Source organism: Cyanobium sp. T1G-Tous (genome assembly GCF_024345455.1).
GTDB lineage: Bacteria > Cyanobacteriota > Cyanobacteriia > PCC-6307 > Cyanobiaceae > Cyanobium_A.
Window position 1 is genome coordinate 20,253 of the sequence record NZ_JAGQBD010000014.1, and the last position, 15,645, is coordinate 35,897.

Sequence of the window (15,645 nt, forward strand, 5' to 3'; positions counted from 1 at the left end):
GATTTAATCAACGCTTGCAGAGCAGGCCGAGGTTTTGAAGTCGGATTTGCAACTCAGCCCAACGGAAGCTGCGGGGATCAGCTCGCTCCCCACCCAGGTCCACCGCTCGGTGGGTAGTGATGTGGGAGGGCGGAATGGGGAAACGTTGCATCCAGCCGGCTAGCAAGGCCGCCAGGGCGTCGTATTGGGCTGAGGTGTAACCGCTATGGGCTGGTCCGTCGTCCTCGCCATCGAGGGGCGTTTCCAAGCTGATATGCAGGGCGAAGTTATTGATCGAGCCACCCACCTTGGCGTTCGTTACTACCCAGCGGCCGTTGAAGGCCGAATTACCAGCCCCGAAGGCCCGCTTGGAAGGATCGAGCACCTGCACCACCGAGCCATCGCCACCAATCAAGCTGTGGTAGCTCACCTGATCTTCATCACGGGGATGGGGCGTCACAAAGGTGTTAATAGCTGAACCAATGCCGTAAACCGTTTCGTGCAGGACCACCAGCTGGGGTGTGGGATCCACCGGATTGCCGTAGGCATCACGATTGAAGCGCTCGCCAAAGTTGGTGGGGTGGATCTGCACCCGCGCCGGTGAGGTTTGGACCCTTTCTGCCAATTGCTGCAGCCTTAAACGCTGGGCTGGATCGCCGGGAGCGCAACTCGCCCGCAGGGGAGATTGCCAAGGCGGGTGGTCAGGCGGCCCCGGTGCCGCCCGGCGGCCCGGCTCAGGCGCTGCCGGAGGCTGACGTACCTCTTCGAGCAGCTCGAGCAGGCTGGGGCGCTTCTGGCCGCCGCTCGGTTCGGCTGAGAGGTCTCGAGCCAGCCAGCCAAGCCCGCCAAGGGCGAGCATGGCGCCGGCGCCCAGGGCGATCCAGAGGGGCTGGCGGCTGGAATTCATGCAGCCTCAAGACCCAGCCAGCGGCGGCGGTGCTCAGCACAGCCGGGATCAGCAGTGCTGGGATCGAGCTGGAGCTGCCAGCTCTCCACTGCTGGTGCCGTTGGCAGCAGCACGGTGCTGCGCACCAAACCGTCCCGGCAGAACAGCAGCTGGTGCGGAATCAGGGGCGCCTCCGGCCGCAGATGCACCATCAAATCGTCAATGCTGCGCAGGCGCAGGCCATCGAGGGCAATCCATTCATCGCCCACTACCAGCCCCGCCCGTTGGGCCGGTCCATCGCGGCCCACCCGCTGCAGCACCAAGCCGCCGCTGCCTGGCTCCAAGCGGCAGCCCAGCTCCTGACTACCGGCAAGCCGGGGTTCAAGCCGCAGGCCCATATCGGCCAGATAGCCAAACAGGGGCGGATCCTCACAGGAGCTGAGCCAGCGGGGCAACAGCTCAGCTAAATCGGGCGCCTGGCTGGCAAAGGCAGCAATCAGGTCTGCCTCCTGGTAGCCCCTGCCCACGGCGCCATGGCTGGCCCAAAGCTGCCGCAGCACCACGGGCAGCCCGCTGCCGGCACGGCGTAGGTGCAGGTCCAGCACCAGGGCCAGCACCGCGCCCTTGAGGTAGTAGCTCACCTGGCTGTTGGGGGAGTAAGCATCGGGGCGGTAAAGCTTTACCCAGGCCTCCTCACTGCTGGCGCGCAGGCTCTGCAAGCCCCGCCCAGCACTGAGCAGATAGCGGCTCAGATCCGCGCCCAGATCCTCGAGCAGCTCCGCCTCGCTGCTGCAGCCGGCGCAGTGGGGCAACAGCTGATCCACATAGCTGGTGATGCCCTCGGCAAACCAGAGGGTGGGCACCACCACCGCCTGGTCGTAGCGATAGGGGCTCAGCTCAGCGGGCCGCAGCCGGCGCACGTTCCACTGGTGCAGGTATTCATGGGCGGCTAGCTGCAGCAACTTGCGGCGCCCATCAGGCTTGGCCAGGACCCGGCGGCCAAACTGCAACACAGTGCTGAAGTCGTGCTCAAGGCCGCCATAACCGCTTTCGGTGAGGTGCAGCACAAATAGGTAGTGGTCGGCCGCAGGTCGCTCAACGCCCATCAACCGGCAGCAGGCCAGGCAAACCTTTTCGAGATCGCTGAGCAGCTGGGGATCACTGTCGAGCAGGTCGGCACCTTGCAGATCGCGGCCCCAACTCACCCAGCGATGGGGCACGCCGGCGACGCTGAAGTGATGGGATCGATGGGGACCGACCTCCACCGGGGTATCGATTAGTTGGTCGAAATCAGCGGCAAGCCAGCCCTGCGCCGGGCCCTGCAGCTCTGGCAGGGGCACGAAGGCATCCCAGCTGGGCGGAAGGCTGAGCTGCAGCCGGTGGGGCGACCAACGCTCCCCCTCCAGCTCCAGAACCACGGCTGCCAAGGCCAGAAAGCCGTGGTCGCCATCGAGATGGCAGGTGCGCACCGTGAGCTCGGCGGCCAGCACCGCGTAGCTGATTTCAACTGGTTCGAGGCTGGGCAGCTCCAGCTGCCAACTGCTCGGGCTGGTGCGGCGCGGCTCCAGCTGGTGTCCAGCCTGAGTAATTTCCAGACTCTCAAGCTGCCGCACATAGTCGCGGATCAGGTATGAGCCGGGAGTCCAGGCCGGCAGGGCCAGGCGCAGGCTCAGCTGACGGGGAGTGTGAAGCAGGCGAACCCGCACCAGGTGTTGGTAGCAGGCGGTGAGGTCGAGATGCAGCTCAGGCACGGCGTCAGGACGCCACGCTCACCTGGGCCCCAGGAAAGGCGCTAGCGGCCTGGCGCAGGGCCAGCTCAGCGGCGTAGCGGCGGGTGATGGCGCCAAGCAGGCGCTGCAGGCTCTGGGAGCGGCTAAGGCGCTGCAGGTCGCCGACCAGGGCAAGGGAGCCGTCGCGGTGGCGCTGCCAGCCCAGCTGTTCCCCACCCGGCAAAACAACTTGCAAAAGAACGGGCTGGCTCTCGGCGGCAAAACCCTTAAGCACCCCGCCATAAATGGGGATGTGGCCCAGAGCCACCAAGCTGGCGGCGAGCCCCTCGGCATCGCGCAGCACTGTGGGCAGGATGGTGAGGTGGGACACGGCACAATGCCCGCTTTTTCAGACCCTAGCGATCAACAGAACTGCGTCCAGTGGCCATTGCCACCGGAATTGCCACCGGATTGGGCCAGCGCCCAGCCAATCCTGCGGCTGGGGGTGATGGCTTCGGGAGCCGGCAGCAACTTTGAAGCCCTAGTGCAAGCCTGCACTTACGGCCGGCTCCAGGCAGAGGTGGCCCTGCTGGTGGTCAACAACCCCGGCTGCGGTGCCCAGCAACGGGCCGAGCGCCTCGCCATACCTTGCCAAGTGCATGACCACCGCAGCGTGGCCAACCGCGCAGCCCTCGACCAGGCCCTGGTGGCGGCTTTTCAGGCAGCTGGAGTTGATGTGGTGGTGATGGCGGGCTGGATGCGCGTCGTCACAAGCACCTTGATCGGCGCCTTCCCCGAGCGTCTGATCAATATTCATCCCTCGCTGCTGCCCAGCTTCCGCGGCCTTGATGCGGTGGGTCAGGCCCTGGCGGCGGGAGTCACCCTGGCCGGCTGCACTGCCCACCTGGTGTGCGAGGAGGTTGATGCAGGGCGCATCCTGGTGCAGGCGGCGGTGCCGGTGTTAGCAACGGACGACCACGCCAGCCTCAGCGCCCGCATCCAGCGCCAGGAGCACCGCATCCTGCCCCTGGCGGTAGCCCTCACCGCCCAGCACCTCACCGCCCAGCAGCTCGCAGCTCAGGGATAAAAGGGCAGCAACGGCAGGCCGGCGGTGGGCTCAAGCCCGGCCATCAGGTTGAGACATTGCACTCCCTGACCCGCCTGGCCCTTGACCAGGTTGTCGATAGCAGCCATCACGATCAGCTGGCCGGTGCGACGATCCACCTGCACCGAGAGCAGGGCCCGGTTGGTCTGGCGCACCCATTTGGTGGAGGGATAGGTGCCCACCGGCAGCACCTCAACGCAGGGGGCCTGGCGGTAGGCCGAGGCCAGCAGGGTGGCGCAGTCTTCAGCGGTCAGGCCTGGGTCGCGCAGACGGCAGTAGACGGTGGCCAGCAGGCCCCGCACCATCGGCATCAGGTGCGGGGTGAACTGCAGCTGGATCTCATGGCCCGCCACCCGGCTAGCCAGCTGCTCAATCTCACTGGTGTGGCGGTGGCCCACCACCCCGTAGGGAGCAACCGCCTCGGAGCACTCCGCCAGCAGCAGGTGCTCCTTGGCAGCTCGACCACCACCGGAGGTGCCGGTTTTGGCGTCGATGACGATGCCGGTGGTGTCGATCAGACCTTGCTTCAAGAACGGCAGCAGCCCCAGCAGTGAGGCCGTGGGGAAACAGCCAGGAGCCGCTATTAAGCGGGCGGTGCGAATTGCCTCCGCCTCCCATTCGGGCAAGCCATAGACGGCCTCAGCGCAGAGGTCGTCATCGCTGCGGGCCACCTCCCGGGCCTCGCTGGCATACACCTCCTGCCAGCGGCCCAGGCTGCTGAAGCGGTAGTCGGCGGAAAGATCAACCACCCGCACACCACGCTGCAGCAGGGGCGGCACCAGCTGGGCCGCCAGGCCATTGGGCAGGCTGAGCACCGCGAAATCAGCCGCCGCGGCGATGGCATCGGGATCTGGGGTTTGCACCACCGGGTCGCCGGCCAGGGGCAAAAAGGGCACCAGCTCACTCCAGCGCTTGCCGCTGCTGCGCTCGCCGCCCAAGAAGCTGACATCCAGGGCAGGGTGCTGGTGGAGCAGGCGCAGGGTCTGCAGGCCGCCGTAGCCACTGGCCCCGATCACCGCAACACGCTTGTTGGCCATGGCAAGGCCCGGGGGCAGGACGAAGGGGCTTTATAAAGGATGATTGCGCCAGGGCCTAGTCCCCGCCCGCACTCCGTTGACCCTCCTGCGCGACTCGAGTTTCTCACCCTTGCCATCCGGTTCCAGCCCGGAGGTCGCTTTGAACGGGGAAGAGCGAATCGCTTTTGACTCAGTTGCCGATGGTCTCGCCGCGATCCGCAACGGCGAATCAATCGTGGTGGTAGACGATGAAAATCGGGAAAATGAAGGCGATCTGATCTGCGCCGCGCAGTTTGCAACGCCCGAGCAGATCAATTTCATGGCCACCGAAGCCCGGGGCCTGATCTGCCTGGCCATGGAGGGTGAACGGCTCGATGCCCTTGATCTGCCGCTGATGGTGGATCGCAACACCGACAGCAACCAGACGGCCTTCACGGTGAGCGTCGATGCGGGCCCAGAAAACGGCGTCAGCACTGGAATTTCCGCCGATGATCGCGCCCGCACCATCCAGGTGGCGATCCACCCCCACACCCGTCCGGCCGACCTGCGCCGGCCAGGCCACATTTTTCCGCTGCGGGCCAAGCAAGGCGGCGTACTGAAGCGCGCTGGACACACCGAGGCCGCCGTTGATCTCGCCAGGCTTTCGGGCCTCTATCCCGCTGGGGTGATCTGCGAAATTCAAAACAGCGACGGCTCCATGGCCCGGCTACCCCAGCTGGCTGCCTACGCCAAACGCCACGGATTACGCCTGATCAGCATTGCCGAACTGATCAGCTACCGCCTCGATACCGAGCGCTTCGTGCAGCGCCAGGCGGAAGCGGCCATGCCCAGCGCCTTCGGCGACTTCCGCGCCATCGGCTACCGCAACGAACTCGATGGCAGCGAGCACGTTGCCATCATCAAGGGCCAACCGCAGCTGGCTAAAGAGCCAGTGCTGGTGCGGGTGCACAGCGAGTGCCTCACCGGTGATGCCTTTGGTTCGCTGCGCTGCGACTGCCGGCCCCAGCTGGAGGCTGCCCTGCGCATGATCGAAGCGGCTGGCGTTGGGGTGGTGGTGTATCTGCGCCAGGAGGGCCGCGGCATTGGCCTGATCAACAAGCTCAAGGCCTACTCCCTGCAGGACACCGGCCTCGACACAGTGGAAGCGAATGAACGCCTTGGCTTTGCTGCCGACCTGCGCAACTACGGAGTGGGGGCTCAAATCCTCAGCGACCTGGGCATCCAGCGCCTGCGCCTGATCACCAACAACCCGCGCAAGATCGCTGGCCTCGGTGGTTATGGCCTGCAGGTCGAAGACCGGGTGCCGCTGGTGATGGATGCCGGCAGCCACAACGCCGCCTACTTGCAAACCAAGCGCATCAAACTTGGCCATCTGATGGGTGATGGTCCCTCCTGCCCGATCGGCGGACCCACGGCAGTGCTGGCCTGGCACGGCCAGGTTGCGGCCAGCGGTCAGCAGGAGCAGCTGGAGCAGCTGCAGCTTTGGGCCTTGGAGCAGGGGCTGCAGGTGGAGCGCGAGGAGCATCCAAGGCTGCTGGCCCTGCTCGACCAGCCCCAGCTGGCGGTGCTACTTAGCGGACTCGACCATGCCGGCAGCGGTGTGGGGGCCGTTGCTGCGGCGCTGATGCTGATGGGCGGCTGGCCCAAAACCGAACGACTAAGCCTGCTACTAGCCCCTGATGGCCAACGCAGCAGTCATCCCAGTGCGGATCTGGAGTCGGAACAGCGGCCCCTTAAAGATTTGGGCACCGACCTGATAGTTCAGCCCGGTGCCTTTCTGGTCTGGCGCTGAGCCAATCCTGAATTGTCGCTATCAGTCCTGGATTGTCAGCTTTCAGTCCTGGATTGTCACTTTGGTGATACGGCTGCCGTTCTTGAGGGCCGTGACCACATTCATGTTGCCGGTGTGGCCAAACACGGTGTGCACACCGTCAAGGTGGGGCTGGGCTCCGTGGCAGATATAAAACTGCGAGCCGCCAGTGTTCTTGCCGGCATGGGCCATGGCCAGGGTGCCCGCCTGATGCTTCTGGCTATTGATCTCGCAGTCGATCTGGTAGCCAGGGCCGCCGGTGCCGGCGGTGCCACGGGCGCCTTCACGGCTATTGGGGCAACCGCCCTGGGCCATGAAGCCGGGAATCACGCGGTGGAAGGCCAGGCCGTCGTAGAAGCCCTCCTTGGCGAGCTTGGTGAAGTTGGCCACGGTGTTAGGTGCATCGGCCTCGAACAGTTCGAGTTCGATGGTGCCGGCGTCGGTCTCCATCAAGGCTTTGGTCACGGCGGCAGGGGATAAAGGCCGACTTTATGGGGTGGCACGGGCCAACCGGCTGAAACGCCGTGCTGAGAATGGGGCAAGCTCTAGCCGGATAAACCCTTTCAACGCCCCGTCGCCAGACCCCGCCGCCGATGAGCAGCCCCACCCCCAACTCCCCTAACGGCATCGATCTCAGCCGCGCCCGCCTGGGGGTCCTGGGGGGCAGTGGTCTCTACGCCATGGAGGGCCTCGAAGACATTCAAGAGCTCACGCTCGAAACGCCCTACGGAGCCCCCTCTGATGCCCTACGCCTCGGCCGTATAGGCGACCTGGAGGTGGTGTTCCTGGCCCGTCACGGCCGCCACCACAGCCACACCCCCACCGAGGTGCCCTACCAGGCCAACCTCTGGGCCCTGCGCTCCCTCGGCGTGCGCTGGATCCTGTCCCTATCGGCGGTGGGCTCCCTGCAGGAGCAGGTTCGGCCCCTCGACATGCTGGTGCCGGATCAATTCATCGATCGCACCCAGCAGCGGCCGCTGACGCTGTTTGGGGAGGGGCTGGTGGCCCATGTGGCTTTTGCCGAGCCCTTCTGCCCGGTGCTCAGCCGCCTGCTGGCCGATGTGGCCGAAAGTCTGATGCCCGAAGGCCGCAAGCTGCACCGCGGCGGCACCTACCTCTGCATGGAGGGGCCGGCCTTCTCCACCCGGGCCGAATCGAAGCTCTACCGCTCCTGGGACTGCGAAGTGATCGGCATGACCAATCACACCGAAGCGCGGCTGGCCCGGGAAGCGGAGATCGCCTACGCCACCTTGGCAATGGTGACCGACTACGACTGCTGGCACCAGGAACACGCCTCGGTGACAGTGGAAATGGTGATCGCCAACCTGCACGCCAACGCCAGCCTGGCCCAGCAGATCGTGCGGCTAGCGGCCCAGCGGGTTGAGGCCCAGCGACCCACCAGCAGCGCCCACCAGGCCCTGCGCCATGCCCTGATGACTCCCAAGGAGCACGTGCCTGCCGCCACCCGCCGCAAGCTCGACCTGTTTACGGCTCCCTACTGGGGCCCGTTCAGCTGAGCGCCGCAGGCCGCCAGCGCCTGGCGCAGGCTGGGTCCATGGTTGGCCAGGTGGGCGGCGGCTGAGGCCACATCCAGCCCAGTGGCCGCGATCAGCAAGGCCAGCTTCACCGAGCCGCCGCTCTGCTGCAGCAGTTCCCGGCCGCGCTGCCGCTCCAGCCCAGCCAGATCGCGCAGGATGCGCAGGGCCCGATCCTCCAGCTTGCTGTTGGTGACGGCCACATCCACCATGCGGTTGCCGTGCACCTTGCCCAGGCGCACCATCACGCCGGTGGAGAGCAAATTCAGGGCCATCTTGGTGGCGGTGCCGGCCTTGAGCCGGGTGGAGCCCGCCAGCAGTTCAGGGCCCGTGAGCAGGCGGATATCGATGGAGCAGGGCATCGGCACCTGCTCGGCTGGCACGCAGGCCATGGCGATTGCCAGGGCTCCGATCGCCTGGGCGTGCTCCAGGGCCCCAAGCACGTAGGGAGTGGTGCCGCCAGCAGCAATGCCCACCAAACAATCGGCCGGGCCAAAGCCGCGCTCCTCCAGGTCACTGCGGCCAGCAGCTGCCAGATCCTCCAGGCCCTCGGAGCTGCGCAGCAGGGCTGGGGCGCCGCCAGCAAGCACGCCCTGCACCAGCTCAGGCGCCGTGCAGAAAGTTGGCGGACACTCGGCCGCATCGAGCACCCCAAGCCGGCCGGAGGTGCCGGCTCCTAGGTAAAAAAGTCGCCCGCCGGCCTGCAAACGGGCAGCGATGGCATCAACGGCGGCAGCCAGGGCCGGGGCCGCCGCCTCCAGGGCCCGCTGGGGCTCCCGTTCGTTGGCACAAAAAAGGCCCACCAGCTCATCGGTGGGCAGCTGGTCGAGCCGCTCGCTGAGGGGATTGGCCTGCTCGGTGAGCAGGTGGCCGCGATCAGTGCCGCTCTCAGGAGGGCTGCTCACAGACGGGCCGGTCACAGCAAGCCCTCCAGTTGACGGCGGAAGGCTTCGAGGCTGGGGTCACCGCTGCTCTCGCTTGCCTGCTCCTGCTGCTCCCGCTGCTCCTGCCAGTTGGTTACGTCCATGTTGCGCTCAGGCGGCGCAATCAGCAGCCGGTCTTCAGCGCTCTGGGGCAGGAAGCCCGCCGGCACAAAGCGGGCCTCATAGCCCGCCTCGCCGCAGAAAAGCTCCATCTCCTCGCGGTCGAGCGGCTCCACGGTGGGCACGGGAAAGTCCTGGGCTTCGAGCAGACCGGCGTAGCGCTCCGCATCGTCGCTGTCTTCAAACAGCAGCACCACCGTGCGGCCGTTTAGCTCCAACGAATGGATGCCTTCCTGATCGGTTCCAGCATCAAAGAGCAGCACATGCACCGGCATGGATCGCGGCATGGGGCAATGGCACTCCAGTGTGTCACCGGTGCTGGTCGTCGGGATCGTCGGCGAGCTCCTGCAGCCGTTTGTAGAGGGCTGCCTCCGCCTCACCCAGCTGCTCCGGCACCAGGATCCGCACCTCCACCAGCTGGTCGCCGCGCTGCTCAGCCCACTCCTGGCCCCGCCCCCGCAGGCGCAGCAGGCGGCCGCTGGAGGAGCCGGCCGGCACCCGCAGCTTCACAGGCCCGCGCAGGGTGGGCACCACCACCTGGCAGCCCAGGGCCGCCTCCGCTGGGGTCAGTTCGAGCGGGTAGAGCACACGCAGACCGTCGATGCGCAGGCCTTCCTCGGTGCGCACCCGCAACTGCAGGAAGTGGTCTCCGCCGCCAGGGGTCACCCCCGCCAGCCGCAGTCGCCAGCCATCGCCGGCAAAAGGAGGGGTCCACACCTCAACCGCCGTGCCGTCAGCCAGCTCCAGCTCCAGCCGCTCCCCCTGCAACGCCTGCTCCGGCGTGAGGTCCACCAGGCTCTCCTGGTCGCTGGAGGCCCGCACCGGTGGCGGCGGCGGCGGTGCAGCAGTTACCGATCCAGAAGCCTGCCGGGGGGTTTCCGCGGGAGGCTCGGGCTCGGGTTCCTGCCACTCGGGTTCGGCAGCCCGGCGGGGTCGGCGGCGCTCACCGAAAAGCACCTCGAGGTATGCCTCGAAGTCCGGGAAACCGGAAGCAAAGGGATCCTGGGACTCCCGGCCCTGGCCGTCAGCGGGTACACCGGCCTCCCAGGCCTGGCGGCGGCGCGGATCTGAGAGCACCGCATAGGCCTCGTTGACCAGCTTGAAGCGCTCCTCCGCCAGCGGGTCGTTGCCGTTGAGATCGGGGTGCCAGCGGCGGGCCTGGGCCCGGAAAGCCCGCTTGAGATTGCTGGCATCGGCGCCAGGCTCGAGGCCCAGTACCGACCAGTAGTCGGCCGGGGCGGCGGGGCTAGAGGTCACCGGTAGGAACCATCTCCCCAGGGATCTGAGTCGCTGCGGGGCCGGCGCTCGCGGGCTACCGGTTCCGGTTCGCGATAGGGCTCCCGGTAGGGCTCTTTATAGGGATCCCTGTAGGGCTCGCGATAGGGATCCCGGTCGTAGCGACTGGGGGGGGCAGCCCAGGGATCGCTGCCAGGGCGATTCCAGTCATCCCAGTCGTCATCGGCAAACAACTCATCTTTGAGTGAGCCCAGGGTGTTCTTGAGCCCCTGCAGCGGCCCCTGCTCTGCTTTGCGTTCACTCAGCAGGCGGCGGTTGAGACCAAACAGAGCTTCCTGCAGCTGGCTCACGGCCAGCTCCAGCTCCACCAGGTCGTCGGCAGCCAGCAGATCTTGCACATCGCGCAGGGCCATCTCCACGGAGCGCTGCTGGCGCTCGGCGCCGTAGGGGCCCAGTTCAAGGGATGCGTCGCGCAACCGGCGCTCCGCCTGGGCCACCAGGGTTTGGGCGCGGTTGCGGCGATCAATCTCGGCTCGCTTGCGTCGATCCTCGCTGGCCTTGAGATCGGCCTCCTCAATCAACTTGGTGATCTCCTCCTCGCTGAGGTTGGAGCCCCCCTGGATGCTGACGCTCTGCTGGCGCCCGGTGGTGCGGTCGGTCGCCGACACCTGCAGCAGGCCGTTGGCATCGATGTCGAAGGAGACCTGCACCTGGGGCACGCCCCGAGGCGCCGGCGGTATGCCAGAGAGACGAAAACGCCCCAGGCTCTTGTTGTCGGCGGCCATCTGCCGCTCCCCCTGCAGCACGTGGATCTCCACCGAGCTTTGGTTGGCCTCGGAAGTGCTGAACAAGTCGCTCTTGCGCACCGGGATCGAGGTGTTGCGAGGAATCAGCACCTTCATCACGCCGCCAATGGTTTCCAGGCCAAGCGATAGGGGCGTGACGTCGTTGAGCATCAGATCGCGCAGCTCACCGGTGAGGATCCCGGCCTGCACCGCAGCACCAATCGCCACCACCTCATCGGGGTTCACCGACTGGCAGGGCTCCAGCGGAATAAGGGTGCGCACCATCTGCTGAACCATCGGCATGCGGGTGCAGCCGCCCACCAGCACGACGTCGTCGATGTCTTCGGCCGCGAAGGCCGAATCCCGCAGGGCCCGCTGCACGGGGCGCAGCAACCGATCCAGCAGATCGGGGCAGAGGCCCTCAAACACCCGCCGCTCCAGGGTGGTTTCGATATGCAGCGGCCCGTCGGGGCCAGTGGCAATAAAAGGCAAAGAAATCGGCGTGCTCTGCACCCCGCTGAGCTCGATCTTGGCTTTCTCCGCTGCTTCGGTGAGCCGCTGCAGGGCCTGGCGGTCACGGCGCAGATCAATGCTGTGCTCCGCCAGGAAGGCATCGGCCAACCAATCAACAATGCGCCGGTCCCAGTCGTTGCCGCCCAGCTGGGTGTCGCCGCTGGTGGCCTTCACATCGAACACCCCTTGGGCGATGCGCAGCACGGATACATCAAAGGTGCCGCCGCCCAGGTCAAACACCAGCACCCGCTTGACAGTGCTGCGATCGAAGCCGTAGGCCAGGGCTGCCGAGGTGGGCTCATTGAGGATCCGCTCAACGCTGATCCCGGCCAGGCGGCCGGCATCGCGGGTGGCCTGGCGCTGGGCGTCGTTGAAGTAGGCCGGCACGGTGATCACCGCCGCTTCCACGGGCTCGCCCAGGTAGGTGGCGGCGTCATCACAGAGCTTGCGCAGCACGCTGGCAACGAGCTCTTCAGGGGCGTATTCGCGTTCAGTGGCTGGGCACACCACCCGCACATTGCCCTGGTCGTTGGCCCGCACGCTGTAGGGCACCGACAGACTGCTTTCCTCGAGCTCGTCCCACTGACGGCCAACGAAACGCTTGAGGTTGGCGAAGGTATTGCGTGGATTGAGCACGAGCTGACGCCGGGCCAGCTGGCCGACGAGCAACTCTTGGTCGCGGCTGAAGCCCACCACCGAAGGGGTCGTGCGGCCGCCCTCAGCGCTGGCGATCACCTGGGGACGGCCGCCCTCCAGTACCGCCACCACAGAATTTGTGGTGCCAAGGTCGATGCCAACTATCCGGGACATGGCACCCCTTTACTTAGATGCATGCGCCTAGAACCCCGTCGACCCATGAAAACGGCGGCTCAGCCCCGCGCTGTGGAAGCCCAAAACTAACGGGCTCCCAGACGTTAATCACTGCTTAAACGGCGGCAAGGGCAGCGCTTCGTAGATTTCTATCGGATCGGCCGCTCAGCGCTGACCGATGCAAAGCCATCCCTACCCATGCTGACGGACTCCAGCCAAGCGGGCACAGGCCCAGTGAATCCCAATCGCAATCTGGATGCTGACGCCTTCACGCTGCGTCGCCGCCCACCCTCGGAAAAGCTGGTCGACCTCGGCTTTCGGCAGCTAACACTGGTGCTTGCCTCAGCCGTAGCAATTGTGCTGCTGGGCATCTTCCTCACGGTGTTTCAAGGGGCCCGGGAGGCGATTTCAAGCTTTGGGCTCAGCTTCCTCACCACCTCCAGCTGGGATCCCGTCAACGAGCAATACGGGGCCTTCATTGCCATCTACGGCACGTTGGTGACCTCGATCCTGTCGCTAGCAATCGCCATTCCCTTGGGTGTGGGCACGGCGATCTTCATCACCGAAGACCTGATCCCCAGCTCCCTGCGGGAGGCGATTGGCTTGATGGTGGAACTACTTGCGGCCATCCCTTCGGTGGTGCTCGGGCTTTGGGCCATCTTTGTGATGGAGCCGGCTATCCGCCCAGCCCTCAACCTGCTCCACAGCCTTTTGGGTTGGACTCCTTTCTTCAACACCGTGCCCCAGGGACCAGGCATGGCCCCAGCCATCTTGATCCTGGTGGTGATGGTGCTGCCGATCATCACCGCCATCTCAAGAGATGCCCTCAACCAGGTGCCGCTGGAGCTGCGCCAGGGGGCTTACGGGGTGGGTACAACCCGCTGGGGGGCCATCTTCAGCGTGATTTTGCCGGCTGCAGTTTCGGCAATAATTGGCGGCGTGATGCTCGCCCTGGGTAGGGCGATGGGGGAAACAATGGCGGTCACGATGATTATTGGCAACGCCCTCAACTTCGATCTTTCATTACTTGCTCCAGGCAACACGATCGCCTCGATGCTCGCCAACCAATTCGGCGAAGCCGATGGCATCCAGGTATCGGCGCTGATGTATGCCGCATTAATCCTGATGCTGCTCACATTTGCGGTGAATGTGGCGGCCCAATGGCTCGTCCGTCGTCTCAGCCTGCGTTACTGATCACCACCATGGCTAACCCTTCTCCGATCACCTACGACAACACCGCCCTGTTTGACCGGCGGCCGTTGCACTTCGACCCAGGCTTGCGCCGCAATCGACTCAATCTGCTGTTTACCAGCATTGCTGGCATATTTGCTGCCATAGCGGTGCTGCCGCTGGTGCTGGTCCTATTCCACGTGTTGATGCAAGGCGGTCGACTGATCAGCGTCAGCTTGTTTACCCAACTGCCACCACCTCCCGGCCTGGAGGGAGGCGGCATTGGCAACGCCATCCTCGGCACAATCTTGGTGACCCTGATTGCCTCCTTGATCGCCATCCCCGTGGGAGTGGGGGGGGGCATTTACCTCAGCGAATACTCCAGTCGGGGCTGGTTTGCCCAGTTCGTCAGCTTCGGCACCGATGTTTTAGCCGGTGTGCCATCGATCATCAGCGGCGTTTTCGTTTACGGAATCGTCGTAGCCACCCGGATATTTTTCGACCAGAGCTACAGCGCCATGGCTGGCGGCATCGCTCTTTCGGTATTGATGCTGCCCACAGTGATTAAGACCACCGATGAGGGTCTCAAGCTGGTGCCCCAGGAGCTGCGCTGGGGTGCCTACGGAGTTGGTGCTTCGAAGTTTGTGACCGTAATGCGGATCACCTTGCCATCGGCCTTCACCCCGATAGCAACTGGCATCGTGCTTTCGATCGCCCGAGCCGCCGGCGAAACGGCTCCCTTGATATTCACGGCACTTTTCTCACCCTTCTGGCCTGAGGGGGTGTTTAATCCGATCGCCACCATGTCGGTGCTGATCTTCAATTTCGCGATCATGCCCTATGAGGCCCAAAACGAACTTGCCTGGGCCGCTTCATTTGTGCTGGTGATGATGATCCTGGCCGCCAACCTGCTGGCCCGCTGGATCAGCCGAATGGCCAAAGTCTGAAGCCAAAACCTCCAGTCCTTCCCTTTTCCCATTCCTTTCAGAGCCATGACCAGCAGCCTCCACTCCAGCCAATCCGCCGCCTCTAGCAAAGGTGATGCCTGCATGTCCCTGCAGAACGTCACCATCTCCTACGGCAAGTTTGAGGCGGTGAAAAATGTCTTCATGGACATCCCTCGCGGCCGAGTGACAGCCTTTATTGGCCCTTCTGGGTGCGGCAAGTCGACCGTGTTGCGCGGCCTCAATCGGATGAACGATCTGATACCAGGCTGCAAGCTCAAAGGCAGGGTTGTGTTTGACGGCCACGATCTCTACGACCCCAAGGTGGATCCAGTGGAGGTGCGCAGGCGCATTGGCATGGTGTTCCAGAAGCCCAATCCCTTCCCCAAAACAATTTACGAAAACATCGCCTTCGGCGCCCGGATCAACGGCTTCAAGGGCGATATGGATGAGCTGGTGGAGCGCTCCCTGCGGAAGGCTGCGGTGTGGGATGAATGCAAGGACAAACTGCGGGAGAGCGGTTTTGCCCTGTCTGGCGGCCAGCAGCAACGCCTCTGCATCGCCCGAGCCATCGCCACCGAACCGGAGGTGATCTTGATGGACGAGCCCTGCTCAGCACTTGATCCGATCTCCACACTGAAGATCGAAGAAACTATGCATGAGCTGAAGCGCAGCTACACGATCATCATCGTGACCCACAACATGCAGCAAGCCGTGCGCGTGGCTGATCAAACGGCCTTCTTTAATGCCGAAGCCGTGGAAGGTGGCACCGGCAAGGTGGGTTACCTGGTGGAGTTCAACGACACCGAACGGATCTTCAATGCCCCCGGCCAGCAGGCCACCCAGGACTATGTGAGCGGCCGATTCGGCTAACAAGCAACGATAAAGGCTTGAATTAGATATTTAGATCAAAAACAGCTTCTTGTTAATGAATAAACTTAGCAGATCAGGGATTGATTCACTCAATCTCTGGAGGCCATGAAAAAGCCGGCCGCAAGGCCGGCTTTATAACGGAGAGGGAGGGATTCGAACCCTCGATAGAGTTGCCCCTATACAGCATTTCCAGTGCTGCGCCTTCGACCACTCGGCCACCTCTCCAGGGGC

Annotated in this window: 15 protein-coding genes and 1 tRNA gene; 6 read left to right on the top strand and 10 right to left on the bottom strand. The window is 64.6% G+C overall.

Annotated features, from left to right (window positions below; translation table 11 throughout):
* Window positions 1–7 precede the first annotated feature (7 nt).
* Genes KBY75_RS09350 through KBY75_RS09360 form a run of 3 tightly spaced genes read right to left on the bottom strand, consistent with a single transcriptional unit; the run spans window position 8 to window position 2,965 of the window.
* Entirely contained in the window at window positions 8–886 is an 879-nt protein-coding gene (locus tag KBY75_RS09350) for an N-acetylmuramoyl-L-alanine amidase (protein WP_255023713.1), read from the bottom strand.
* Window positions 883–2,616: a M61 family metallopeptidase gene (locus KBY75_RS09355; RefSeq protein ID WP_255023714.1), complete on the bottom strand. Its 1,734-nt coding sequence runs from the start codon at window positions 2,614–2,616 to the stop codon at window positions 883–885. Before KBY75_RS09355 ends, KBY75_RS09350 begins: the two co-directional genes overlap by 4 nt.
* Window positions 2,617–2,620: 4 nt before the next feature.
* On the bottom strand, window positions 2,621–2,965 hold the full coding sequence (locus tag KBY75_RS09360; protein WP_255023715.1) for a DUF1257 domain-containing protein: 345 nt from the start codon (window positions 2,963–2,965) through the stop codon (window positions 2,621–2,623).
* Window positions 2,966–2,971: 6 nt separating this feature from the next.
* Between KBY75_RS09360 and purN the strand changes: the two genes are divergently transcribed.
* Window positions 2,972–3,661: a phosphoribosylglycinamide formyltransferase gene (purN, locus tag KBY75_RS09365; protein WP_255023716.1), complete on the top strand. Its 690-nt coding sequence runs from the start codon at window positions 2,972–2,974 to the stop codon at window positions 3,659–3,661.
* On the opposite strand, the gene argC is transcribed toward purN, so the two are convergent.
* On the bottom strand, window positions 3,652–4,716 hold the full coding sequence (argC, locus tag KBY75_RS09370; RefSeq protein ID WP_255023717.1) for an N-acetyl-gamma-glutamyl-phosphate reductase: 1,065 nt from the start codon (window positions 4,714–4,716) through the stop codon (window positions 3,652–3,654). The genes purN and argC overlap by 10 nt on opposite strands.
* 157 nt (window positions 4,717–4,873) lie before the next feature.
* Here argC and ribBA point away from each other — a divergent pair, with 157 nt between their 5' ends.
* On the top strand, window positions 4,874–6,487 hold the full coding sequence (ribBA, locus tag KBY75_RS09375) for a bifunctional 3,4-dihydroxy-2-butanone-4-phosphate synthase/GTP cyclohydrolase II (protein WP_255023752.1): 1,614 nt from the start codon (window positions 4,874–4,876) through the stop codon (window positions 6,485–6,487).
* A 42-nt stretch (window positions 6,488–6,529) separates the two neighbouring features.
* Here ribBA and KBY75_RS09380 read toward each other — a convergent pair whose 3' ends face one another.
* Window positions 6,530–6,970, bottom strand: a complete 441-nt coding sequence (locus tag KBY75_RS09380) for a peptidylprolyl isomerase (protein WP_254936290.1) — start codon at window positions 6,968–6,970, stop codon at window positions 6,530–6,532.
* 128 nt (window positions 6,971–7,098) lie between these two features.
* On the opposite strand from KBY75_RS09380, the gene mtnP reads away from it, so the two are divergent.
* Window positions 7,099–8,022 carry an S-methyl-5'-thioadenosine phosphorylase gene (gene mtnP, locus KBY75_RS09385; RefSeq protein WP_254936291.1) on the top strand — a complete coding sequence of 308 codons (924 nt, stop codon included), beginning with the start codon at window positions 7,099–7,101 and terminating at the stop codon, window positions 8,020–8,022.
* On the opposite strand, the gene murQ is transcribed toward mtnP, so the two are convergent.
* From murQ to dnaK, 4 genes are read right to left on the bottom strand one after another with little or no spacing between them, the layout of a single operon-like run.
* Window positions 8,001–8,960 carry an N-acetylmuramic acid 6-phosphate etherase gene (gene murQ, locus KBY75_RS09390; protein ID WP_255023718.1) on the bottom strand — a complete coding sequence of 320 codons (960 nt, stop codon included), beginning with the start codon at window positions 8,958–8,960 and terminating at the stop codon, window positions 8,001–8,003. The genes mtnP and murQ overlap by 22 nt on opposite strands.
* Window positions 8,957–9,358, bottom strand: coding sequence for a DUF3110 domain-containing protein (locus tag KBY75_RS09395; RefSeq protein WP_255023753.1), 402 nt, complete (start codon window positions 9,356–9,358; stop codon window positions 8,957–8,959). Before KBY75_RS09395 ends, murQ begins: the two co-directional genes overlap by 4 nt.
* A 34-nt stretch (window positions 9,359–9,392) precedes the next feature.
* Window positions 9,393–10,340 (bottom strand): DnaJ domain-containing protein, encoded by a 948-nt coding sequence (locus KBY75_RS09400; RefSeq protein ID WP_255023720.1) that lies wholly within the window; start codon window positions 10,338–10,340, stop codon window positions 9,393–9,395.
* On the bottom strand, window positions 10,337–12,427 hold the full coding sequence (gene dnaK, locus KBY75_RS09405) for a molecular chaperone DnaK (RefSeq protein ID WP_255023721.1): 2,091 nt from the start codon (window positions 12,425–12,427) through the stop codon (window positions 10,337–10,339). The genes KBY75_RS09400 and dnaK overlap by 4 nt, the downstream gene beginning before the upstream one ends.
* A 198-nt stretch (window positions 12,428–12,625) precedes the next feature.
* Here dnaK and pstC point away from each other — a divergent pair, with 198 nt between their 5' ends.
* Genes pstC through pstB form a run of 3 tightly spaced genes read left to right on the top strand, consistent with a single transcriptional unit; the run spans window position 12,626 to window position 15,414 of the window.
* Window positions 12,626–13,621 carry a phosphate ABC transporter permease subunit PstC gene (gene pstC, locus KBY75_RS09410; RefSeq protein WP_254936294.1) on the top strand — a complete coding sequence of 332 codons (996 nt, stop codon included), beginning with the start codon at window positions 12,626–12,628 and terminating at the stop codon, window positions 13,619–13,621.
* Window positions 13,622–13,629: 8 nt separating this feature from the next.
* Window positions 13,630–14,544, top strand: coding sequence for a phosphate ABC transporter permease PstA (gene pstA, locus KBY75_RS09415; RefSeq protein WP_255023722.1), 915 nt, complete (start codon window positions 13,630–13,632; stop codon window positions 14,542–14,544).
* Window positions 14,545–14,589: 45 nt separating this feature from the next.
* Window positions 14,590–15,414: a phosphate ABC transporter ATP-binding protein PstB gene (gene pstB / locus KBY75_RS09420; RefSeq protein ID WP_255023723.1), complete on the top strand. Its 825-nt coding sequence runs from the start codon at window positions 14,590–14,592 to the stop codon at window positions 15,412–15,414.
* Window positions 15,415–15,552: 138 nt separating this feature from the next.
* Here the strand turns inward: pstB and KBY75_RS09425 are convergent.
* Window positions 15,553–15,639 (bottom strand) — tRNA-Ser (locus KBY75_RS09425).
* Window positions 15,640–15,645 lie beyond the last annotated feature (6 nt).